Raw genomic sequence first — 21961 nt, 5'->3', positions numbered from 1 at the left:
GCGGATCCAGACGCACGATTGCTGACTTATCCCCTAAGCAGTATTTTTGTAGGAATCTTCTTATAGAGTCTTACAACACCTCCGAAGCATTCGTGCAAGCCCTTGATTTATAAGGGTCTTGTTTTTGCCTCCAGAACGGGCATTTTATTGAAACCCGCATCAATACTGCGCTTGCGGCTTGTCAAGAGCCCCTTTTCCACATACTTATCCACATTTCTTGTGGATATCGAAGTAAGTCCAATCAGATCAAGTACTTATACGCTCATGTAAATGCGATGCATGCAGTGCATCTTGTCATCGTATTGGGATGCCCCATCAACCCCAAGGGACCCCGACATTCGCGTAAAGAGCGAGCAGGCGCTCGCGGTACCGCAGATCGCTGAAGTCTTCCATCATCCAGGCGCGTCCGTTCTTGCCCATTGCGGCGATGCGGCTGCTACTGCTCGCGGCGAGGCGACGCAGCACCGCCGCCAGGGCGTCCACGTTGCCGGCTTCAAACAGTTCTCCGGTCTCGCCTGAACGCACCAGTTCCGGGATGCCGCCAATGGCCGAGCCGACGACCGGCCGCTCCAGTGCATAGGACTCCATGATGCTCATCGGGGCATTCTCATACAGTTCGGATGGCAAGACCACGGCGCGCGATTGGCGGATGGCGTCGAACAGGGCTTTACCGCTCAGGTAGCCCATGAAGGTAACGTCGGCTTGCAGCGCGTGGGCGAGCGCCCTCAGGGGCTGCTCTTCGGGACCCGTGCCGACAATGCGCGCCGGCACCCGTGCCTGCGCGGCTGCCCGGACAAACGTTGCCAGCCCTTTGTCCGCGCTCAGGCGGCCGACGAAAGTGAAGGCACTGCCGGGGACACCCTGCGGCTTCAGCGCGCCGGCGTCGACGAAGTTTGGGATATGCACGAAGCGTTCCCTGGGATAGCCCCACTCGACGAATTTTTCGAGGAAGAAGCGGCTGGGCACGATGAAACGGTCCACATTCCGCGTGTACGTGCCGAGCAGGCGATGCAGCACCGATTCGGCGAACACGACGGCGCTGACCGTGGACGAGCCTTTTACACAGCGATTGGTGAGCACATTCCAGACTTTTCCTCCCTTGCAGCGTTCGCAAATGCCATCATGGGTCAGCATCTTGTAGGCGGGACAGGCCAATTTCAGGTCGTGCAGCGTCAGGAGCGTGGGAATGCCTTGCTCCCTCAGCGCGCCAAAGATCGAGGGTGAAATATGGTGGTAGACATTATGTGCATGAGCGATGTGCGGCTGCACGCGCTGTGACAAGGCCACGATCTTGCGGCGCGCCTCCAGCGAAAACACGACCTTGTGCGCCATCGTCAGTTTTTCAGCGAGCGAGTAGTCGTGGCCGAACTCGATCTCGTCGATGAAATAGTCGCTCCACGGTGAAGACAGGTTCAGAGGGTGACGCATGGCGAAGGGAATCACATCCCAGCCAATCTCTGCAAACAGGCGGTTCTGCTCGAGGAAGACGACCTCGGCCCCGCCGCGCCGGTAAAAATAGTTGTTGATCGATAGCAGCCGATTCGACGGAAGGCAGCGGTTCATGGGCCTTCCTTCCGTGAGACGTGGACCATCCAGGCGTTATTCATGCGCGATTCCTTGTCGTTCATTAGTCGTCCAGGGCCGGGCCCAATGGTGGGTGATTGCGGCGCAGTTCCTCGAAGCTCGCACCCAGCGCGGTATTCGGTACCAGCAGGGTGGCGACGCGCCAGTCGGCGGTGGCCAGCAGGTACCTGCCGCTGCCGATGCCCGGGGCATAGGCCATGCCCCAGTCGCGGCCCAGGCCCGGGTAATAGTCGGCTCCCGCGTTGACGACGTAGCGTGCACGGGAGCGGTCGTCCGGCTTGGCGGGGTCCTCCAGCACCAGGCGGAACTCGAGCGCGACGAAGACCGCGCGCACGTCGCCCGGGTTTTCCAGCAGCACGGTCCTGCCGTATCCATGAAGGAAATAGGGGTACTGCGGCCTGACCGAGTGCCCGCCACCGGCTTCGTCGCGCACGTCCAGCCGTGTCCCGTTACCGGCGATGCGGAACGGGTACTCCCAGCGGTCCGAATGCGGGATGTGCGCGAGGTCGGCCAGGCGCCACTTCCGGCTGTCGTCGGACAGGGTGTACAGGCGCAGGTTGCGCACCTGGACCCGCGTATTGCCGGCGGCATTGCCCTCGGCCTCGAAAGCGGTGTACCAGCTGAGAGCGGCGTGGCACCACTCCGGCCGCGCGCCGCGCCACCAGGCGGGCAGCATGGCGCCGCGCGGGGTGTACTGGACGATCTGCGGAGCACGTTGCCAGGCGTATTCCGGGGCGATCGGCAGCGCCTCGCTGGCCCGGCGCATGTCGTCGATGACAGCGTCGATGTCCTGTCCGCGCACCTGCAGCGCGAGCGCCGCGAGCGCGAGCGCGCCCGCTGTCTTGCCGATGCCGAAAGGGCGACTCATTGCACTCCCGCGTCTTCTCTGGCGGTATCGGCAGCGATGGTGCACGCATCTCCCTCGCCGACGGGATCGGCGCTGTGTTCCGGCTGCCCGCCACAGACCTGGCGGTACACGCCGGCCACGGTCGTGGCCAGGTGGGCATAGGAACGCGTCGCCCGCACCCAGGCCGGCCCGCGCGCCGCCATGTGCCGCCGCGCCTGCTCGTCGTTCAGAAGGGACACGACCGCTTCGGCGAACGAGGCGGCGTCGAGCGGCACGCAGATTCCGGCGCCGCTCGCTTCGATGACGAGTTTCTGGTCCGGACTGTCATTGCCGACGACCGGCACGGACAAGGCCATGTATTCGACCGCCTTGGTCGGCGACGAGGCGTCGAAGATCTCGCCGCGCGGAATCGGGGACAGCCCGAGTTCGGCCGCACGCACCCAGGCCCAGGCCTGGCGCCGCGAGAGCCAGCCGGTCCAGACAAGGTGGTCGGCCACGCCGAGGCGCACGGCTTCCTTGCGCAGCCACGCGCGCTGGTCCTCGTCGGCGGTGTCGCCGGCCATCACCAGGACCACGTTGGGTACGCGCAGCCTGACCTGCGCCAGCATGTGCAGCAGCAGCTCGGGCTTGCGTTCCCTGTCCTGCAGGCCGAGATAGACCAGCGTGCGCCGGCCAGCGAGCGCCGCGGCCTGCGCCGGCGGCGCCAGCCAGGCATCGCTGTCTTCCGTGTCGACGCCCATCGGCACCGGCGTCATCCTCGATGCCGGCACCCCGGCGGCGGCCAGCCGCGCCTTCATCGCCTCGGACTGGACGAACACGTGGTCGGCGCGCGGCAGCACGATGCGGTAGAGAATGAAGCGACCGGCAAGGCCTTCGACCAGGGGATACCAGTATTTCATTCCGGCGCGCGGGCCCCGCGCGCGGGCACGCCCGATATGGCCTTCGGATTGCAGGTAGGACAGCCAATACACGAAAGGAATCCCCTTGACGCGCGCCGCCGCGAGCGCGACCAGGGCCGAGAGCGACATGTCGCGGACCTGGATGCAGGCATGGTGCGCCTTGTCGGCGCGAACGATGCGCTGCACGTTCAGCCAGAGTTTCGCAAGGTGTTGCGCCGGCCGGCTCCGTGGGCGCCGGCAGCCGAACACCGCGCCGCCGTCCCAGACCGGGCCGACCTCCTCGCCGCATTCGGCGGCATCGGCAACGATGTCGGTGCCGATGCCGTGGCGGCGCAGATATTTGCCGAATAACACGGTAACGTCGGCGCGATGGGTAGGCCAGGACTCATAGGTAAGAAAGAGAATGCGCATGGCGGGTGTCGCTCCGGGTAGGGTCATGGTTGGCGAGGGGCGCGCAGGACGTCCGGATTCCTGAGGATCTGGGCCAGGAAGCCGAGCACGAGCGCGATCACGATCTGGAAAGGAAAGATGGTGAGCATCGAATCCTTGTAGGGAATAAAGGCGACGAACACCGCCAGCGCGGCCTGGATTCCCAGCAGCGTGCAACGCGTCTCCGCATCCTGCGTTCGGGCGTACAGGCGTCCCGCCTGGCGGAAGGCGACCAGGAAGACGGCGAGGTAGAGCAGTGCGCCGAGTACGCCGACGTCCCACAAGAGCGCCGAGGCGGCGGTCAGGCCGATGCCGTACCAGGGAAACCGCGCGCCGATCGCGCCGGAAGGCACGTTCGGATCGGTTGTCCAGTAGGAACTGCTGAGGCCATGTCCGAGGAGAAAACCGGCCGGGTCATGCGAGCCTTGCCGCTCCCACCAGAAATCCAGCGCACTGGAACGGTTCAGCAGGAACTGGCCATAGCCCTGTTCCGCGACGTTGTATCGCAACATGCTGTCAAAGCCGTCGCCGACGGCGCCGCGCGAGAAGTAGCCGAAATACAAATAGACGAAAGCGGCGGTCACGAGACCGGCCAGCACCATGGCGGGAACGAAGCGGCCGGGCCGGGCGACGATATCTTCCTTGTAGAGCACCAGCGCCACGAGTGGAAACAGGAACACGACAAATTTCACTTCGCCAAGTGTGACGCAGGGCAGCATCAAGGCAATGAAGGCCATGAGCTTACCGGTCGACAGCAGGCCCACCCGCCAGCGGGCCCAGGCAAAGGCGATCAGGATCAGCACAAAGCCCACCATCTCGGCCCCGGGGCTGCCCCCGCGGATGTTGGCGCCGAACGTCCCCGCGATGACGTCGGTGACTTCGCTGCCCTGGTCCGAGCGCATGCTGGCGCGGATCGGTACCAGCACGATGGCCTCGTACAGCACGAAGGGTAGTTGCAGCAGCCCGATCCCCAGCAGGCTGACGCGCAGGCGGCGCGTGTCCTTCCACGTCAGCGGAACCAGGGCCAGCGCCAGCATGATGCCGAGGGACTGGTAATAGCGCTTGGCGCCGGCAACCAGCGCGGCCGGGCCGTTCCAGTTCAGCAGCGTCGTGGCGAGCGAGAGCAGCACGAAGACGAGGTAGAGCCACATGAACAGCGGCAGGCGCGGGCGCGGCAGGGCATGCAGTAGGACGGGGACGAACAGGATCATCGACAGCAGCACGATCCCCCATTGCATCTTGCCAGCCACGCCGCCGGCCAGGGACAGCAGGGTCCCGCTGCCCAGGCCGAGCACGATCGCCAGCCACATGTTCAGCTTCGGAAACAGCAGCAGCAGGGCGCTCAGTATCGCGCCCGCGCCCAGGGCGATCAGCAGCGGGTGCGCGGTGGCGGCGATCATGCCGGTCAGGACCGCGGCCGCGCCCAGCGCCAGCGCGACACACGCCGACAGCAGCGGCGGAGGATGGTCGGACCGGCGCGCCGGTACGCCGGACCCGGTATCCGCGGTGCGCGGCAGGACCTTCATGGGCGACCCTCGCCGAGCAGGGCGCGGCGTCCGTCCCCGGACACGGCGCCCAGCATGGCCGAGATGAAGCGCTGCTGAGCGACGAAGGCGGCGCGGGTATCGGATCCGATGCTCGAGACCCGCACCAGAACGCCGTCCGGCACGGTGCGCTCGAGGGCGTACGCGAGCTTGATCTTCTTGCGCTCCCAGTCGCCTGCGCCGAGCCGGTCGCCGACCACGACCCAATAGGTGACGGCCTCGCGGCGGGCCTGGCGTTCGGCGATCATGCGCTGGGCCGGGATGACGCCGAAAGGTGTCGCGACGGAGCCGGGAGCGGAGCTGTGGACCGCGAAGCCCTGGCCCTGGTAGCAGCCCTCGGGCAGGTGGACCTGGAAGCTGTCGGACTGGTCCCGTCCATAGGCGACGACAAGCATGATGCGTTCGCCCTGCGGGTCGACGTAGACACGGGACAGGGTCTGGGTATAGACCGCGTCGATGGCGCGCTGCAGCGCCGGCTCGACCAGGACGGTGGATGCCGACCGGTCCAGCCGCCACGCGCCGAAGGATTCCGGTACCACGGCGTCGAGCGCAAGGCGGGCGCGGGTATCGGCCAGCATCGCATTCGGCGCGGCCACCCTGGCCAGCAGCGCGGCCAGCGCCATCAGCAGCAGCGCCAGCATGCCGTTGCGCTTCGGGCGCGCGGTCATGGCGTACTCCCTGTGGACACCCGGTGCGCGCGCGGGCCGGGGGCGATCATGCGCAGGGCGCTGTCGAGACCGATGATCAGGGCCAGGGCCGAGGCGAACAGGACCAGGCCGGCGAAACCGTGCAGGAAGCCCTGGCCGGCTTCGTCGCCGATGTGGTAGGTGACCAGCGTCAGCGCCACGACGCGGATGACGTTGGCGAGCAGGGAGATCGGCACGATGCACAGGGCGAGTACGATATTGCGTAGAGGCGACGAATAGCGCACCACGTTCATGTACAGCAGACCCATCGCTTCCAGGGTGAGCACGGTTTGCAGCCCGGCGCAGGCGTCGGCCACCAGCAGCTGGTAATAGCCGATCTGGAGCAGCACGCCGTTGCGCGAGATCGGATAGCCGGCCGCGTAGAGAATGTGTTCGGTCAGGAAGGAGACCATCAGCTTCATCGGCAGGGTGATCATGGCGACGACGCTGCCCGGCATCGGCAGCAGGAAGCACAGCAGGAAGAAGGCGAACCAGAGCTTGCGCACGACTGCAAGGCCGCGCTGGATAGCGATGATTCCCGCCAGCAGCCAGATCGCCGAACCGATTTCGAGAATCAGGATCGACTGCGAACGGCCAGCCACGTAGGCCAGCAGCCCGGTCGCCACCATCGCCCAGCCCGGTGCCGGGCTGCCACGCTCGCCGGAGGAGGCAGGCGGCCAGTTACGCCACATCATCCACAACGCCAGGCCGAGTATCAGCGGTCCGTGCGCCTGGTCGTCGTTGCGCCAATGGCCGCGGACTAGATCGAGCAGCGTCGGCACGTACAGCAGCACCAGGCCGGTCCAGAAGGGCATCCAGGTCGGGATGTTCGACCGGATCGCCGCGATCCACGGCGCCGGCAGGAACGGGGATGCGGCGCGCATCATGCCTCCGCCAATACGCTGCCGACCAGGGTCACGCCGCCTTGCCTGAGCTGGGCGGCCGCGGCATGCAGGTCGCTCTGGCGCGTCGCGTTCCTGGTCGCGACCAGGAGGGCGGCGCCGACCCGGGACGCGATCGTGAAGCAGTCGCTGCCGACGGCCGTCGGCGGCGTCGTGCACAGCACCACGTCGAAGCGCGACATGACCTGCACGCACAGTTCCTGGAAGGAGGAGCGGTTGAGCAGCTCGAGCGGATTCGGCGCCTGCGTGCCCGAGGGAAGCACCGACAGGTCGACAAAGGGCGCGATCCGCTGGATCGCATCGCCCGCGTGGCGCCTGCCCAGCACGTCCGACAGGCCGGGCCTGCCGCCGAGCCTGAAGGTGTCGTGTGCGCTCGGCGCGCGCAGATCGCAATCCATGAGCAGGGTCTGCTCGCCGAGCTGGGAAAACACGACCGCCAGGTTGGCCGCCAGCATGGCCGCGGCGCCACTGCCCGCGCCGACGCCTACCACGGCCAGGCCGCGGCGGCTGGCGCTGAACCAGCGCAGCATCAACTGGCTGCGCAGCGCGCGCAGGGCTTCCACTTCGGGGCTGAAGGGCTGGTACGCCGCGATCAGGCGGTCCGTGAACGCCGATTCACCCGTGCGCAGATAAGGGTACTGGAACTGCTTGGCGAGCACCTGGCGGATGTCCTCCGCCTCGACCAGGCCGAGCTCGATGGCGGCTTCGCCGAAGCGGATGCTGCGCAACTTCTGGTGCAGCAGGATGCGCTCGGCGTCTTCGGCGCCGATCTTCCCGGCCTCGACCAGCAGCATGCCAATGGTGCGCTCGGCAACGGGCTGGCTGAAATCGGAACCGCGCCTGGACAAGGGTTTGTTGACGACGTTCATATTCATCCTCCCGTGATGACCCGGCGCGTCCATGACAGGACCGGCGTGCCCTGGGTATCGGCCTGGCTGGCGCCGATCGCTACCTGGCCGAGGAAAGGAAGGTCATCCGCAATCAGGTCCGCGTGCGAGCGGACACGCCGGTCCAGCATCTCGATCACGATAGCGGCGCCGGCACCGAGCAGCAGGCCAAGCATCAGCGCCAGGGCCAGGTTCAGCGATAGCCGCGGGCTCGAGGGCGACACGGGCGCCAGGGCTGGACTTAGCACTGCCACGTCGGCCTGGTTCGACTGTCCTTCGAGGCTGGTCTGGTTGAAGCGGCCGAGCAGCGCGTCATAGGCCCGTTGTGCGTTTTCCAGGTCGCGCGTGAGCACGGCCAGCTCATCGCGCGTGCGGTTCAGTTCAAGGACCTTCGCCTTCTGGTCCTGCAGCGCGGCCACGATCCCCGCCTCGCGGTTGCGCAGGATCGTGGCGCCCGAGGTCACGCTGTTCGAGGCCGTGCGCACCTGGGCCGCGAGCGCCGCGCGGATCTTGTCGACCTCGGCCTTCGCGCTCTGGTGGAGCGGATTGTTGGCGGCCAGCCTGCTGTCGATCTCGGCGAAGCGCGCCTCGGCCTGGGAGAGCTGGGCGCCGAGGGTCTGGACCAAAGGATTGGCGACAACGTCGGGGATGTCCGCCGGATTCCCACGCATGACCTCGCGCTGCCGGGAGACGGCGTCGGCGAGCTGGCCCTGGACCACGACGAGCTGGCTCGACAAATCGTTGAGGCGCGCGTTTTCGACGTCCATGCGGACATCGACCGAGACCAGGCCATGGTCTTGCTGGAACTTCGAGAGGCGGCTTTGTGAGCGCTCAAGGTTGGCGCGCAAGGTTTCCATCTGTTCGCTGAAGTAGGCCGTGGCCTCCTTCAGCGGCTGGACCCGTAACCGGATCGCCGTCTCCTTGTATTCCTGGGCAAACGCGTTCGCCACCGCGGCAGCGAACTCCGGGTCGCTTCCCTGGTAGCTCAGGCCGATCACGCTGCTCTCGCGCGAAGGCACCACCGACAGGTTTTTCAGCAGGATGCCGGCAAGCCAGTCCTTGATGTCGCCGCGCCCCTCGCGCTCTTCCTGGAATTTGCGCCGCACCGCAGGCGCGTCCTGCATCCGCAGGCGCTCGACGACACCCGTCGCCACGCTCCTGCTCTGGATGATGTCGACCTGGGTCGCCATGTAGCCGGGCATCATCTGGGCCGGGATCGTGGAGCCGGTCACCGGGTCGCTGCCCTTGAAGTTCATGACGAGCGCCGTGCTCGCCTCGTAGGTCTTCGGCAGGACCAGCGTCAGGACGAGCGTCGTGAGCATGGTCGTCAATAGCGTGCCGAGGACGATCTTGCGCCGGGCGTAGAGGATCAGCAGAAGCTGGTTGAGGTTCATGGAGAAACTCGCTGGTGGAAGATGAAGAAGGTCAGAACAGCGACTCACGGACGAACACGACATCGTCCGGTCGCAGCACGTCGCCATGGCCGGCGTCAATGATGTCGAGCCCGCCGTGCCCGTTGAGACGCTTGATGCGCACGCCGCGTTCGGTGCCGCGCGGATTCAACCCGCCGCCGGCCGACAGCGCCTGGATGACCGTCATGTTCTTCTCGAGGCGGTAGGCCCCGGGGCGCTGCACTTCGCCATAGATGTAGAACTTCGGCGCACGCTCGACGTAGATGATGTCGCCGCCCTGCAGCTCGGCGTTGACCCGGAGGTCGCCGCTGTGCATCATGTCGGGCAGGTCGATCACCTCCTTGTACGGTTGACCTGCGCGATTGCGGACCAGTACCGCCGTATCGCCGCCTTCGGGGCTGATGCCGCCGGCGAGTGCGAGCATGTCGACCAGGGTGCGCTTGCCGTCCATCGGATAGCGTCCCGGGCGGTTCACGAGTCCGAGCACGGACACCTGCTGGCTCTGGAACGAAGATACCTGGATGTTGACCTGGGGCCGGCGCACGAAGCCGCCGCTCTCGAGCCGCCTGGCGATCGTGCGTTCGGCCTCGGCCGGAACCAGGCCCTCGACGCTGACTTCGCCGATCAGGGGGAACGTAATGGCGCCGGACTCGCCGACCTTGGCTTCGAGGCTCAGGTCGGGATTACCGAAGACACTGATCTTGAGCACGTCGCCGCGGCCGAGCGGGAGGTCGGCAGCGGCGGCGAGGGCGGCAGTCATGGTGAGGAACAGGGCGGTCGCGAAATGGTAGAGTGTTTTCATGGCAGAGGTCTCCGATGGATGAACAGGAATGCCGCCATCAGCGCAAGCCGGCGACGCCTTGCTCGATATGCGCGGAAGCGGCGTTCGCCGACGCTTTCCGGCCCGCGGCCGGGCCATAGCCGTCCTGGTAGTCGACCCGCGCCTGGCGCCGCAGGCGCTCGACTTCCGCGGCGATCGCCTGGCGTACGCGCGCGCCCGTCAGCTGGTCCGTGATCTCGGCGGACGCTTCCGGCCTGCTGAGCGGCGTATCCTTCACGTAGGTGAGCGCCGCCACCAGGACACCGGAAGCGGTGCGGATCACGAACGGCTTGCCGCCCACCAGCGCATCGATGTTGTCGCGGATGGCGGGCGGCAGGTCGGCGCCCGTGGGTGTGCTGTGCTGCAGCGAAAACCCGGTGTTTTTCGCGGCGAGCGCGCGCTCGACCTCGTCCAGCGATGGCGCCCTGTTGACCAGCGCCTTCATCTCGTCGTCGAAATGGGCGTTATCGACGAGGATGTGGCGCATGTCGTACTGCTTGCGCTGGGCGAACAGCGCCGGATGTTTCTCGAAATAGTCGTCGATCTCGGCCTGCGTCGGCTTGACCGGCTGGCCCACGACCTTGCGCAGATAGGCCTGGGCGACGATCTGCTCCCTGGCTTTCTCGATCGCCTGGACCACTTCGGGATCGCGGTGCAGATCCTCCTTCATCGCCGCATCGACCAATACGCGGCGATCGACCAGGGCTTCGACGGCGCGCCGCTGCGCGACGGGCGAATCGGTCGCGAGGCCGACGGCGCCGGCGGCGCTCAGTTCAGCATTTACCTGGTGCACGGTGATTTCGTGGTCGTCGACTTTGGCCACCCATTGGGCGTTGGCGCCTGGCGTGGGCGGACGCCGTTCGCAGGCGGCGAGGGCGAGCAGGCAGCAGGCCGCTGCCGCGGTGCGCCTGGCGAGATGAAGAGAGCTGGTTTTTTTCATGATCATTTTCCGTAAACTGGAAGTCTCATCGAACATGTTGCGGGTGTCAGAATTGGTACTGGGCCTGAAGAGAGGCCCCCTTCCGGGAATACTGCTGCGCCCGGTTATTGCTGTTGCGGTCGAATGCGAATGCCGATAGCTGAAACCGCAGGGCCCGGCTGGGGGCGTGGCTGAGCGTGAGCGTCGCGCTGCGGCTGGTATCGGAGATGCGCACGGGCGCACCTTCGAAGTCGCGCTGCTCGTAGCGCAGCGCGGCGCGCAGCGAGGTCTTTTCGCTGATCAGCCAGGTCGGCGCCAGCGACGCGCCCGTGTTCAGCGAATAGAACGCCAGCACCTCGTCGGCGGCGGCGACCTCGCGCCAGAGGCCAGCCTCGACCAGGGTCTTGCCCGATGGCTGCCATGTCGCCTCGATGCGTGCGCTGGGCCCGCTGAAATCGGCCACGCGTGCGCCGCGCGCCTTGCGCGCGCTCCAGCCGAGCAGCATCTCGAGTCGCGTCTTTCCGGAATAGCGCCAGTCGATCCGGAATTTCGCGTCGCGTTGCCGGTAGCGTTCGGCGCCGCCGTCGGCCGTACGCCGCTCAGGGTAACGACCGTTCAGCAGGCCGGCGACAATCCCGATACTGTTGCCGGAGCGGGCCAGGTAGTCGACGCCGGTTTCCCAGGTTTTTTCCGAGATGTTCCCGAAGCGCTGGCTGGCGAGATCGTGGTCGAGCTGGAAGCTCGCGCCGCCCATGCGCAGGCGCCATGACGGCGTCAGCAACCACGCGCCGTCGCCATGGCCGCGCCGGGTACGGCGCAGGTTGCGTTCGAGCGAGTCGATGCTGGTCAGCTGGTTGAGCGCGCGCACTTCGCTGGCGCCCAGGGTGCCGGAGAAGTCTTTTCCGGCCAGCCAGTGCCAGGTCGCCTGCAGGTCGCGCCCGCTATGGTCGAGCGCCTTGAAATAAGCGTAGGCAGCGCGCGAGAAGTCGGCACTTGCTTCGAAACGCTGGCGCGACAGGCGGTAGTCCATCTTCAGGCCGGCGTGGGCGGTACGCACCGTGTCCGATCCGCTTGCGCGGCCTGCGAGGGCCTTGTAATCGATGTCGTCCGGTAGGCCGAACACGTTGTCGTCATAGGCGATGGAATAGGCCACATAAGGCATAAAGCTGTCCTGGGCCCATGCGCCACCGGCCGCCATGCAGCCGACGGCGACCAGCGCCGCGATGCGTGCGGCGTGCACGGGAAACTGTCGGTCAATACGCATTCGGATCGGTCCAGACGGCGACGGCGGTCATCAGCAAGATCTTCAGGTCGAATCCGAGCGACCAGTTCTCGATGTAGTGCAGGTCGAACTGGACGCGGCGATGCATCTTTTCGACCGTATCGGTTTCGCCGCGCAATCCGCTGATCTGGGCCCAGCCGGTGATGCCCGGCTTGACGTTGTGGCGCCCGAAGTATTCCGAGATGATCGAGCCATACTCGATGTTGTGCTCCACGGCATGCGGACGCGGACCAACAATCGACATGTTGCCTAGCAGAACATTGAACAGTTGCGGTAACTCGTCCAGGCTCGTGCGGCGCAGCAACTTGCCGAGGCGCGTGACACGCGGATCATTGCGTACCGCCTGGATCACCTTGCCACTGGGCGGCGCGCCCGCGGTCATCGAACGGAACTTGTAGACTTCGAACACTTCGTTGTTGAAACCGTGGCGCCGCTGCTTGAAGATGACCGGACCTTTGCTGTCGAGTTTGATCGCCAGTGCAATCAGGAGGAGCAAAGGGCCCAGCAGCAGGAGCAGCGAACTGGATATGGCGAGATCCTCGATGCGTTTGGCCGCGCCCATCTGCTTGATGACCCGGCCATTGGCGATGGTCACGACCGGCATGCATCCCAGTCTTTCCATGTTAATTCCGGAAAATTGCCAGATCATGTCGCTGGGAACCAGGTCGATCTGGACGGGCACGGTGCGCAGCTTCCTGAGCAGACTGTCGATACGGTCCGATGCCACCCATGGCAGGGCGACGACGACCCGGTCGACATGATTGCGGCGAATGAAGTGCAGCATCGCATCCGTCGAGCCGAGCATTTTCGAGCGTAAGGAGGCCGGGACTTCGCGCTGTATCCGGTCGTCGAACACGCCCAGGATATCGACCTTGCCCGGCAAGATGGCGCTGTGCGGCACTCCCTGTATGGCCGCCAGCATTTTCTCGGCGTGTTCGTTGGCGCCGACGACGACGACCGATTCGGTCAGCCTGTTGCCGCGGGCCGCGTTGCGGATATGGCGGATCACGACGATCCGGTTCAGCAGGAGCAGGATGGCGGCTGCCCCGATGCTGAAGCCGAGCCACGCCCTCGAATAGAAATGCAGGGTGCCCGACAGGTAGCCGCAGAACAGCATCAGGAGCAGGGCGGCGGCGCTGCCGGCCAACAGCGAACTGAGCAATGTGCTTGGCGTCGCGATCGAACGCATATCGTAGGCCTGCGCAACGTGCAGCGACACCACGGTCAGGAGCGTGCTCAGGTAGATGAAAAGATGGCTTTCGGGCAGCACGTGGGCGACATAGCCGAAACGCAGGTAGTAGCCGCCGAACCCCGCCAGCAGCAGGACACCGATGTCGGCGAGTCTGAGTGCATTCATCAGGACCGGGAGCTTATGCTTTCCGGAATGTTCTGGATGCCGGTGCCTGGCGGCCGCAGCTTGTGGCTCGGCTGCGCTGACCCGCGGCTCTGGTTCGTCTTCCGCTACCTCGACGGTTTGTTCGAATAAGTTGTTCATGTCTGTTCGCGTCCAGTTGTACAGTTGGCATAAGGATTTCTGTTTTGGATTCTGTTGTCGGCCCTGGTTACCGGGCCCCTCAAGCTGGGGCGATCCCTTCGGCTCGAGCACTGGATAGGACTCTGCTGAATCGTTGTTGGCCAGGATCCGGCTCTTTTCTTCAAAGCCAGTTCCTGGCCTGCTAGTTATAGGATTTCGTAATGGACTGCGACTAACTTTCCAGGACAGACCGGCCTGCGCGCATCAGGCCGGGGCTTGGCCAGCCGGTGGACGGGCCTTGCGACGGCGGCCCGCATAGCCGATGACCGCCAGGCCGATGCCGAGCATGGCGTAGGTTTCGGGTTCCGGAACCGGGGAGACGTTGATATTCCCGCCATAGGAACCACCCGCGGTGCCGAGGATGCTGCCGCCGACCTTGAGCGAGTACTTGCCCCCGTCTAGCGCCAGTCCCGAGAGCAACCACAGGTCCAGGCCGCCGCTGTTTTCCTGCGAGCCGTTGAGCACCAGGCCGGCGCTGTTGTACAGGTCGAACGAGGTGATGTTCAGGTCGAAGATGTTGCGGGTAGCGATCGATGTCACGACCGCGTCTAAGTCCGACTGGCTCAGGAACTCAAAGTTGTAGGTGTCCAGGAAGGTCTTGCCGTAATACTCCGTTCCGTTGAACGCGTTGCCGAAGTTCTTCGTATTGACCAGGTTGAGGTTGGTGGTCAATTCATAGTCGGCAGCGCTTGCGGTGACGGCCGCCGCCGCCAGTGCAATCGCTGTAAGTAATTGCTTCGTGGATTTCATGGACTGCTCCTTCGTCAAGGTCAAAAAAGCGCCGGATTCGACGCGGTGATGAGATCGTCGCGATGCTTCAATCGCTATCCGCATACGACAAGCTCGGTTCGATCGACAGGGGAAACCTCGCGCCCGTAGACTGTCGGAAAGTTGCTGTACGTCGCTGCAGCACGATGGGGGGCGAGAACGGGCGTGACTCGCCTGTTGCGCGCCGTTGCGCGGCGCGCGAATCATCGTATTCATGGTGGTGGCTTCCGCCTGGAGCTGGTTATTGTTCGGACAGGTCGACGCCTTCGTTGTGGATCAGCGGCCTTCTGGGGGCGGCAGCCCTGCCGAGGATCCGGGCATACACGGCGCGTGTCTCGCTTGCGATGTGCTTCCAGCAGTAGGACTCGGCGACGCGCTGCTGTACGGCGGCGGCTTCGGCCACGCTGCGTTCGCGCAGCATCCTCGCGCGCATCCGCCCGGCCAGGCTGCGGACGTCGCCCACGGGATAGAACTCGACCCCGAGATGGCCCAGTTCGCGATTGGCCGGGATGTCGCTGGCGATGGCGGGCAGGCCATGGCTCAGCGCTTCGAGCAGGGCGATGGGCAGTCCCTCGTGCGAAGAAGGCAGCACGAACAGGCCGGCATGTGCATACAGCTCGCGCAGGCCCGGCCCGGATTGAAAGCCGGTGCAGACAACGTTCGGTGTCTGCCGCGCGGCGCGCAGCACGCGGCGCATGTACTCGTCAGGGTGGTCCGCCGCGCCTACCAGCACCAGCTTCCAGCCATTGACTTCGGCCAGCGCGAAGGCCTCGATCAGGTCGAGGTGGCGCTTTTCGGGCACCAGGCGGCTTACCAGCAAGACATAGCGCCCTGGTTGCAGGTCGAAGGTCTGCATCGCCTGCGTGCCAGGCGGGCTATCTGGCAGCTCGACGCCGTTCGGAATGAAGGTGCTGCCGCGCTGGTACTTGTCGCGCACGAGCGAGCGGATCAGCTTCGAGATAACGATCCGTTCGCTCGACCATCCCATGCCGAAGCGCTCGCCGAGGCGCAAGACGAAGCGCGCCGCGCGTCCCCACTTCTGGCGGTCATAGTCCGGGCCATGGTGCGTCACGACGACGCGCAATCCAAGCAGGCGCGCCAGCGGGGTGAACAAGGCAGGGCCGATTGCGTGGATGTGCAGCACGTCCGGACGGCGCCATGCGGCCAACAGGACGCCCGCGAAGGTATGGGCGATTGCTTCCAGGGCGCGCTGGCGCGGTGCCCACAGCCGTGTGAAGCGGATGCCTTTCCAGACGTCGGGATTGGACGCCGGCTGGTAGCTGCCGCGTACCACGACCTCGACCTCGCAGCCCATCCTGGCCAATTCCGTATACAGGTGTTCGGCATGAGTTTCCACGCCTCCCTGGACCTGAGGAAATCCTCGCAAGCCCAACACCATTACCGAGATATTGTCGTTCATTACGACTCCACGAGATGATTAGCGAGGGATGTTGGCTTGGGGGAGGAAATTGATCTAGTTCTATTACCTAGAAATCAATTCTAATTTACTAAAAGGTGGTGTCAATACGTTATTGATTAACCCGCCATGAATACAACGGGTTAAAAATTTTTCTTCAACTGGTTGCGCAGTGTAGGAGAAGTCTGATAGGAAAAAAGGACAAATGTCGAGCTGGATGTAGGACAACCAAATAATATTTGCCACATGCGTCATCAGGGCATGCAGGATACGACGAAATACCAATGCAACAAAGTTTACAAAGATATTAATTATTGGAAAGTAGGGTTTCTATAAAATAATCTTTATGAGGCGAAAATAATAGAAATTGGCTGACGAAATTGTCACAAAAAATATTTCTCAAAAGAATGGATTACAGGCTATCTGCCATAACTGGTAGTGCATCGTGTTTTTCATAAAGCATGCACCTGGCTGATCTGGCCGCCAGCGAAAATCTGAACGGTAGAGTTTCTCTTTTCCGTTAAGGAAATGTTCGTAAGGGACGGTGTGAAGCAACGCCGTGTCCGCGCCTGCAGCCGCGGCGAGGGCAGAGCAGGTGGTACAGCAGAGGGCGCGAGGCACGCTTCTTTCCAGCAAAATGCCTTTTTTCCCTTACTGATTTAAACGGCCGAGTTCACGTTCTAAATACTACTCGGTTGCTCTTTATTGCAAGTTATTCCATGGAGATAAGCGTAACGGCCAACCGGTAGGCCGCACGCATTAAATGTTGCTTATGAGTATTTGGCTTTCGTGATCGGCGTGCGGCGCATAGCATGGACGTGGCGCAAGTAACAGTCAGGAAGACTAAGTTACTGAATGTGAAGGAATATTTACACAGCAGGAAATTGTCGTTTATTGGTATCAATCTTGTTGATATAAGTCATCAATTCCTTATGTTAAGCACAACCGGCGAAAATAAATTCCGTAAAGAATATTGACGCTCGGAATTTTGAACATATACTGCCCCCTGTCAACCAGTGCGGTAAGGAAATGTTCTTGTTGTGCTGACAATTGTTATTAGCGCATTGACACGCGCTTTTATGGTTGTGACCAGGAGTCCAGGCAAGCCCGGACTGTGTGGTCATGGCAAAAAGGGAAATTGATGAAGTCTTTTTACAAGTTCGCTCCGTTGTTCGCCAGCGGGATCTTTACAGTCATGGCAGCGCAGGCTGCTACGCCGGCTTACACCATCGATACTGTCATCAAGGACATGTCGCTTGCCAATGAAGCCATTCCGATCAACCCGACGTACGACTGGCAGTACCGTCCCAACATGATCCAGTACGAGCCGAGCGGCGCATCGCTGCCGACCTGGTGGACGGGCAATCGTCCCGACTGGTGCTACGAGGCGTTGACCTGGTACACGGCGTTCGAAGCGCAGGGAAACAAAGCTACCAATTCGCGCGTCGAGGTGCGTAACCTGCGCATGTATGTCCTGTCCAGCAAGACGGGCCGCTGGACCCGCACGAATTCGGTCGTGGCGCCCTACACTGACTTGTGGACGTACCCGTTCAACTATGTCGGCGACATGCGGATCTCCGGCGCCCGCAAGGAAGCCGACGGCGGCTATGCGATCAAGCCGAAATATCCGAATTTCCACCACGGCTATGGCACGTCGTACACGCTCAGCGATCCACGTGACGTCCGCGCCGTCTTTGTGGCCATGGACTTCCGCCTCGTCGTTGACAATCCGAAGAAGGCGGACGACCGCGCCAAGGCCCGCTATGTAGTCAATGCTGGCGCCGACTATTATCCCGGCAAGGGCCAGGACTGGAGTCTCGGTTATGCCCCGGGTATCGGTAGCGGGCGTTACGTTCTTGCCACCAACTCCTGGCGTACGGCCACGCTGCTCGTGCCCAACAAGAATCTCGGGGCCAGCATGACCGAGATGCGCAACAACCCGCCTCCGCTGAAATAAGCCGGGTCGCGGTCGTTGTCATGGCCGCGGCAATGCCGGCATTTCACGGTCGAGCTTGGGCGCCGCCAATGCGTATCCCAGTGCGATCAACCAGGGAATGACCAGCCAGCCGCCCAGCGCGCAAGCAAGAAAGTATTCTCGCGCGTCAGGGCGGCCTTTTTTTTGTGCGATCAGGCCAGGCCATAAGTAGACGTACAGGGCTGAACCGATCGCCAACAGGACGATCCTGCCTGCGTACAGCACGATTGCAGCCAGGACGATCAGGGCCACGAGATGAGGGTTGCGCATGTGTTCAAGCCGTTCAAGGATTCAAACATGACTCGATAAAGCCGAGGCGTTGCGCCGGTGTCGAGATGGGCGACGCCGACTTGACAGCGATGGGCGCGGGCGGCGGACGGGGCGAACGCCTCATCGCGTCGCCGCCCGGTCTGCCATGGCATGTTCAACCAGCTCGAGGAAGCGCGGCTCGATCGCCGACCACAAGTAGCGCTTGCCCGAGAGGCGCGCTGCCCGCGCTACTTCCTGCAAGCGTGCGCGTTCCTGGACCACGGTAGCGATGGCGGCGGCGAACGCTTCCTTGTCGTAGTCGAAGATCCAGCCGTTGTCGCCGTGGATGATGTAATCGGAATGGGTGCGAATGCGGCTGCCGAGCACAGGCAATCCGGCAACCAAGTATTCGAACAGCTTGGTCGGCGGATTGAAACGCCACCACAAGCGATCCTCCCAGATGCAGATGCCGACGTCGGCATCGGCCAGGTAGGCTGGAATCTCGCTGCCGGGAACCCGCCCGACGATGCGCACGGCGTCGGCAATGCCGAGCTCGACCGCGCGCTGCAGGCAGTAGGCCAACTGCGCGTCGCTCGCGCCGACGATGGTCAGGGCGGCGTCCAGGCCCCGCCCGCGCGCCAGCGCCAGTCCGTCGAGCATGACATCGCGCCCGCGTTCGCGCATGACGGTGCCGGTGTAGATCAGGCGCAGCTGGCCGCTGCGCCTGACCTGCGCCAGAACGCCGAAGCGGTCTTCGACGCCCATGTACAGGAGTGCGAGGCGACGCGCGGCGACGCCGTGGTCGGCAAGGTCCTGGAAGTGCGCTTCCCCGATCGGCATGACGGCCGCGACGCGGTCGGCGCCGGCGTAGCTCAGTTTCAGCAGCGCTTTCGACACCAGCCGCCGTAGCAGGCCGCGGTGTTCCTGGGAGAAGAAGTGGGATGGGTGCTCGTTCCAGTACAGGAGTGTCGGCAGGCCGCGCAGCAGCCAGGCGGTGATCGCGAGCTGCGAGCCCAGCAGTACCACGAGATCGGCCGACCGGCCGCGGCAGAAGCGGGCACACGCCCGCATGTAATCGTACTGTTCGCGCATGCCCGTGCCTGCGGTGCTGATCACCTGGATCTCGAGCGGCAGGTCGGCAAACTCCTGCTCGAAGAACGCATGACGCAGCAGCAGCGTCACACGATAGCGGGTCGCAAGGGCGCGGATGCGGTACCTGAAATCGAGGTAGCCGGGTTGCTCCTCGTAGAACCAGGTGGCGATGACGACGTGCCGGGTGGTTTCAGGCTGGTGCGCACAGCCGGCGAACGCGCTGCCCTCGGCTACGCCCTGATGCCCTGGAAACGACATCGCGTGCTCTTGTGTCATGTCAGCTCCTCACTCGTCGTAATTGCGCCAGCATCAGGAGGTAGGTCAGGCCCAGCACCAGGGTCACGCCGCTTGCCTGCACGATGAAGCGCTGGCCGATGGTCCAGGCGAGCAGGACGAACGTGGCGCCCACGGCGCCAGCGGCCAGCAGCCCCGGCAGCAGCGCCATGCCCAGCTCCGCATAGCGGAAAGCGATGACGCGGCGCAGGTACAGCCAGCCTGTGCCAATCGTGAAGACGCTGCGTACCGCCTGGGCCAGCACGAAAGCTTCCCAACTCAGGAAGGCGGCGACCGCCAGGATGGCCAGTCCGCCCAGGTTGCGGATCAGCGCATAGCGGAAACTGTCGGCCGCATCGCCTGCCACCATGAGCATCGGCCAGGTAAATTGATGAAATGGAAAAAGCATGCCAACGAAGCAGAAACTTTGCAGGATCCAGACCGCGCCGGCCCATTGCTGCCCGAACAGCAGAGGAATGACGACAGGCGCAAAGAAATACAAGGCCGCGTACAGCGGCACGATCAGGTAACTGCCATACCGGATCGCCTGCACAAACATGTTCCACAGGACGGTGGCGTTGCCGTTGGCCCTGGCGAGCAGGGGCCCGGCAATGTAGCCGGCGGTACCGCCGAGCAGTTCGATACTGATGGTGTAGAGTTTCTTGCCAATGGAATAGAAGCCGAGCTGCTGCTGGCCCACCGCCAGCCCGACGATCAGCTCGTCGACGTTGGCGGTGAACACATCGAGCAGGCGGCTCCCCGCCATGTAGCGGGTGTAGTTGAATACCTTCCGAAAGCCCCGCCAGTCGCAGCCCCAGTCCGGACGCCAGTTGCTCGTCCTCCACATGATCGCGGCCATGACCACCATCTCGGTCAAGTGCTTGAATACCAGGCTCCACATGCCGGCGCCGGAGGCGGCCAGCGTCACCCCAACGACGCCGCCCGCGACCATGCCGATCAGGGAGCGGATGGCGATCGCCCTGAATTGCAGGGCGGCGCGCTGGATGGCATCCTGCACCGAACTAAGCGCAACCAGGGGCAACACCAGGCCCAGGTAGGGCAGCATGTTGGCGGCATCGTGCCTGGCCATACTGTGGAGTAAGGGGGGACCCGCCAGCGCCAACAGTATGTACATGGCAAGGGTCACGTAGATCTGGAACCAGAAGATCTGGTTGCGCGCCGCTGGCGTATCTTCCTTGTAGATCAAATACTCGGCCAGGCCCATTTCGGCGACCGCGCTGAGGATGGTGATGATTGCCGCCACGAACGCGACCGCGCCGATGTCATGAGCGTCGAGCAGGCGGGTCAGGAGAGCGAAGACGATCAGGGAAGTGAAGCGACCGCCCCAGTTTTTTACGACCGACCAGATCAGGCTATAAAAAACTGGGCTTTTCGTCATGTGGCGCCGCCATATGAACTTCGCATTCCATCGTGGAAATGGCGGCGATTCAATGAACTCTAATCAAGCACGTCCGCTGGTAAAGAAGTATGGAGGCAAGCACAGGCGTGGTCAAATCAAAAATTGTCCTGTTGCTAAGAAAAACAACAGTGGCTTCGTCTGGTAATTTACGACACTTCCTCTTCCCCGACGAGCCGCCTCAATCGCTCCAGCTCGGCCAGGAAGCGCTCGCAGGCCAGCGCCGGCGGCCAGGGCTCCCAGGGTGCACCACCGTAGGCCGCGGCGAGGGGATCGTCCTCCAGCACGGCGGCGCGGATCTTCAGGGTGCGCCGTACCTCGTCGCGCGACCAGCCGGCCACGTGCACCGCCTCGCTGGCGGCGGCCAGGCGGTCGGCGCGTTTGTGGCGCGCGTGCTCGGCCGCGGTCCAGGAGGGCAGGCCGTAGCGCAGGAAGACCACGTGTTCCAGCCGTTTCGTGAGCGCACGGAAACCCTCGCCGAGGAAGGGCTTGATGACGGACAGCGCGTCGAAGCCGAGCAGGCCTTCCTCGGCGTCGTGCAGCAGTTCGCGCAGTTCCAGCAGGGGATCGACCCGGCCGCCGAGCGCGGCGCGCTGCAGCAGCATGACCGTGATCGAATGCTGGGCCACCGATAATGGGAACTGATATCCCCCCAAAAGACTATAACAAATTGCAAGGCCTCCTATGACGAAGCTGGGTGCCAAGATTGTTATGTTTAATATTTTGTATAACATTTCGCATTAGCATCGCGTACAGGTCTTTGTGTTGTGAAGATGCAACATCTACATGATTGTTTTGACCTACATGTGCATAGGTTGAAATTTTCCGCGACACGTCAGCTTGATCTTCCTGGACATCGTCAACCTTGAGCTAGCATTGAACAAAGCCCGTTGCGCATTACTAACTACTTGCCGAAACGTGGGCCTAAAGGTTGCAAGCATCGCCAGTGTATCGCGTGTCGGTGATGCTTAATCTATCGTTATCGCTTTTGGCTCGACATTAGAATTAGCTAAATTCGCGATAGC

Annotated in this window: 19 protein-coding genes; 1 reads left to right on the top strand and 18 read right to left on the bottom strand. The window is 63.4% G+C overall.

Annotated features, from left to right (window positions below; all coding sequences use genetic code 11):
* Positions 1–315 precede the first annotated feature (315 nt).
* The 14 genes from ACFOPH_RS09375 to ACFOPH_RS09310 all read right to left on the bottom strand — a co-directional run bounded on the left by ACFOPH_RS09375 (position 316) and on the right by ACFOPH_RS09310 (position 15933).
* Complete coding sequence (locus ACFOPH_RS09375) at positions 316–1563, bottom strand: glycosyltransferase (RefSeq protein ID WP_312547308.1); 1248 nt, start codon at positions 1561–1563, stop codon at positions 316–318.
* Between the two features lie 64 nt (positions 1564–1627).
* Entirely contained in the window at positions 1628–2452 is an 825-nt protein-coding gene (locus ACFOPH_RS09370) for a hypothetical protein (protein WP_379734890.1), read from the bottom strand.
* Entirely contained in the window at positions 2449–3684 is a 1236-nt protein-coding gene (locus ACFOPH_RS09365; RefSeq protein WP_379734888.1) for a glycosyltransferase, read from the bottom strand. The genes ACFOPH_RS09370 and ACFOPH_RS09365 overlap by 4 nt, the downstream gene beginning before the upstream one ends.
* Positions 3685–3764: 80 nt before the next feature.
* Positions 3765–5285, bottom strand: coding sequence for a hypothetical protein (locus tag ACFOPH_RS09360; RefSeq protein WP_379734886.1), 1521 nt, complete (start codon positions 5283–5285; stop codon positions 3765–3767).
* Positions 5282–5971: an exosortase-associated protein EpsI, B-type gene (gene epsI, locus ACFOPH_RS09355; RefSeq protein WP_379734884.1), complete on the bottom strand. Its 690-nt coding sequence runs from the start codon at positions 5969–5971 to the stop codon at positions 5282–5284. The genes ACFOPH_RS09360 and epsI overlap by 4 nt, the downstream gene beginning before the upstream one ends.
* The gene (xrtB, locus tag ACFOPH_RS09350; RefSeq protein ID WP_379734882.1) at positions 5968–6876 is read right to left on the bottom strand and encodes an exosortase B; all 909 of its coding nucleotides are present in this window, start codon (positions 6874–6876) and stop codon (positions 5968–5970) included. Before xrtB ends, epsI begins: the two co-directional genes overlap by 4 nt.
* Positions 6873–7760, bottom strand: coding sequence for a chain length determinant protein tyrosine kinase EpsG (gene epsG, locus ACFOPH_RS09345; RefSeq protein WP_312547298.1), 888 nt, complete (start codon positions 7758–7760; stop codon positions 6873–6875). The genes xrtB and epsG overlap by 4 nt, the downstream gene beginning before the upstream one ends.
* A gap of 2 nt (positions 7761–7762) precedes the next feature.
* Entirely contained in the window at positions 7763–9172 is a 1410-nt protein-coding gene (gene epsF / locus ACFOPH_RS09340; RefSeq protein WP_379734880.1) for a chain length determinant protein EpsF, read from the bottom strand.
* Between the two features lie 31 nt (positions 9173–9203).
* On the bottom strand, positions 9204–9992 hold the full coding sequence (gene epsE, locus ACFOPH_RS09335; protein ID WP_379734878.1) for a polysaccharide export protein EpsE: 789 nt from the start codon (positions 9990–9992) through the stop codon (positions 9204–9206).
* A gap of 37 nt (positions 9993–10029) precedes the next feature.
* A complete protein-coding gene (locus ACFOPH_RS09330) occupies positions 10030–10950 on the bottom strand; it encodes an EpsD family peptidyl-prolyl cis-trans isomerase (protein ID WP_312547295.1) in 921 nt (306 codons plus the stop codon).
* Between the two features lie 46 nt (positions 10951–10996).
* The gene (gene epsL, locus ACFOPH_RS09325) at positions 10997–12193 is read right to left on the bottom strand and encodes an XrtB/PEP-CTERM-associated polysaccharide biosynthesis outer membrane protein EpsL (RefSeq protein ID WP_379734876.1); all 1197 of its coding nucleotides are present in this window, start codon (positions 12191–12193) and stop codon (positions 10997–10999) included.
* Positions 12183–13706, bottom strand: a complete 1524-nt coding sequence (locus ACFOPH_RS09320; RefSeq protein ID WP_379734874.1) for an undecaprenyl-phosphate glucose phosphotransferase — start codon at positions 13704–13706, stop codon at positions 12183–12185. The genes epsL and ACFOPH_RS09320 overlap by 11 nt, the downstream gene beginning before the upstream one ends.
* A gap of 243 nt (positions 13707–13949) precedes the next feature.
* Positions 13950–14495 (bottom strand): FxDxF family PEP-CTERM protein, encoded by a 546-nt coding sequence (locus ACFOPH_RS09315; protein WP_312547290.1) that lies wholly within the window; start codon positions 14493–14495, stop codon positions 13950–13952.
* A gap of 259 nt (positions 14496–14754) precedes the next feature.
* Positions 14755–15933 (bottom strand): glycosyltransferase family 4 protein, encoded by a 1179-nt coding sequence (locus tag ACFOPH_RS09310; protein WP_379734872.1) that lies wholly within the window; start codon positions 15931–15933, stop codon positions 14755–14757.
* A 1138-nt stretch (positions 15934–17071) separates the two neighbouring features.
* Here ACFOPH_RS09310 and ACFOPH_RS09305 point away from each other — a divergent pair.
* The gene (locus ACFOPH_RS09305; RefSeq protein WP_312547288.1) at positions 17072–17887 is read left to right on the top strand and encodes a hypothetical protein; all 816 of its coding nucleotides are present in this window, start codon (positions 17072–17074) and stop codon (positions 17885–17887) included.
* Between the two features lie 18 nt (positions 17888–17905).
* Here the strand turns inward: ACFOPH_RS09305 and ACFOPH_RS09300 are convergent, their stop codons facing one another.
* From ACFOPH_RS09300 to ACFOPH_RS09285, 4 genes are all read right to left on the bottom strand, one after another.
* A complete protein-coding gene (locus tag ACFOPH_RS09300; RefSeq protein WP_312547287.1) occupies positions 17906–18175 on the bottom strand; it encodes a superinfection immunity protein in 270 nt (89 codons plus the stop codon).
* A 120-nt stretch (positions 18176–18295) separates the two neighbouring features.
* Positions 18296–19522, bottom strand: a complete 1227-nt coding sequence (locus ACFOPH_RS09295; RefSeq protein WP_312547286.1) for a glycosyltransferase family 4 protein — start codon at positions 19520–19522, stop codon at positions 18296–18298.
* A 1-nt stretch (position 19523) separates the two neighbouring features.
* Positions 19524–20918, bottom strand: a complete 1395-nt coding sequence (locus ACFOPH_RS09290) for an oligosaccharide flippase family protein (protein ID WP_379734869.1) — start codon at positions 20916–20918, stop codon at positions 19524–19526.
* 167 nt (positions 20919–21085) lie between these two features.
* The gene (locus tag ACFOPH_RS09285; protein WP_312547284.1) at positions 21086–21565 is read right to left on the bottom strand and encodes a phosphohydrolase; all 480 of its coding nucleotides are present in this window, start codon (positions 21563–21565) and stop codon (positions 21086–21088) included.
* Positions 21566–21961 lie beyond the last annotated feature (396 nt).

Origin of the sequence: Massilia haematophila, from assembly GCF_042647645.1 — a bacterium.
GTDB classification, from domain to species: domain Bacteria; phylum Pseudomonadota; class Gammaproteobacteria; order Burkholderiales; family Burkholderiaceae_D; genus Telluria; species Telluria haematophila.
Note: the sequence above shows the minus strand (reverse complement) of the source record. Positions and strands in the feature narration are given on the sequence as shown.

What these genes read in the sequence shown, in the direction of transcription:
- epsL (WP_379734876.1), bottom strand. Translation starts at nt 12,193, where the DNA reads ATGCGTATTGACCGACAGTTTCCCGTGCACGCCGCACGCATCGCGGCG.
- epsF (WP_379734880.1), bottom strand. Translation starts at nt 9,172, where the DNA reads ATGAACCTCAACCAGCTTCTGCTGATCCTCTACGCCCGGCGCAAGATC.
- ACFOPH_RS09305 (WP_312547288.1), top strand. Translation starts at nt 17,072, where the DNA reads ATGAAGTCTTTTTACAAGTTCGCTCCGTTGTTCGCCAGCGGGATCTTT.
- ACFOPH_RS09295 (WP_312547286.1), bottom strand. Translation starts at nt 19,522, where the DNA reads ATGACACAAGAGCACGCGATGTCGTTTCCAGGGCATCAGGGCGTAGCC.
- epsG (WP_312547298.1), bottom strand. Translation starts at nt 7,760, where the DNA reads ATGAACGTCGTCAACAAACCCTTGTCCAGGCGCGGTTCCGATTTCAGC.
- ACFOPH_RS09315 (WP_312547290.1), bottom strand. Translation starts at nt 14,495, where the DNA reads ATGAAATCCACGAAGCAATTACTTACAGCGATTGCACTGGCGGCGGCG.
- ACFOPH_RS09330 (WP_312547295.1), bottom strand. Translation starts at nt 10,950, where the DNA reads ATGAAAAAAACCAGCTCTCTTCATCTCGCCAGGCGCACCGCGGCAGCG.
- ACFOPH_RS09290 (WP_379734869.1), bottom strand. Translation starts at nt 20,918, where the DNA reads ATGACGAAAAGCCCAGTTTTTTATAGCCTGATCTGGTCGGTCGTAAAA.
- ACFOPH_RS09320 (WP_379734874.1), bottom strand. Translation starts at nt 13,706, where the DNA reads ATGAACAACTTATTCGAACAAACCGTCGAGGTAGCGGAAGACGAACCA.
- ACFOPH_RS09300 (WP_312547287.1), bottom strand. Translation starts at nt 18,175, where the DNA reads ATGCGCAACCCTCATCTCGTGGCCCTGATCGTCCTGGCTGCAATCGTG.
- xrtB (WP_379734882.1), bottom strand. Translation starts at nt 6,876, where the DNA reads ATGATGCGCGCCGCATCCCCGTTCCTGCCGGCGCCGTGGATCGCGGCG.
- ACFOPH_RS09310 (WP_379734872.1), bottom strand. Translation starts at nt 15,933, where the DNA reads ATGAACGACAATATCTCGGTAATGGTGTTGGGCTTGCGAGGATTTCCT.
- epsI (WP_379734884.1), bottom strand. Translation starts at nt 5,971, where the DNA reads ATGACCGCGCGCCCGAAGCGCAACGGCATGCTGGCGCTGCTGCTGATG.
- ACFOPH_RS09360 (WP_379734886.1), bottom strand. Translation starts at nt 5,285, where the DNA reads ATGAAGGTCCTGCCGCGCACCGCGGATACCGGGTCCGGCGTACCGGCG.
- ACFOPH_RS09375 (WP_312547308.1), bottom strand. Translation starts at nt 1,563, where the DNA reads ATGAACCGCTGCCTTCCGTCGAATCGGCTGCTATCGATCAACAACTAT.
- ACFOPH_RS09370 (WP_379734890.1), bottom strand. Translation starts at nt 2,452, where the DNA reads ATGAGTCGCCCTTTCGGCATCGGCAAGACAGCGGGCGCGCTCGCGCTC.
- epsE (WP_379734878.1), bottom strand. Translation starts at nt 9,992, where the DNA reads ATGAAAACACTCTACCATTTCGCGACCGCCCTGTTCCTCACCATGACT.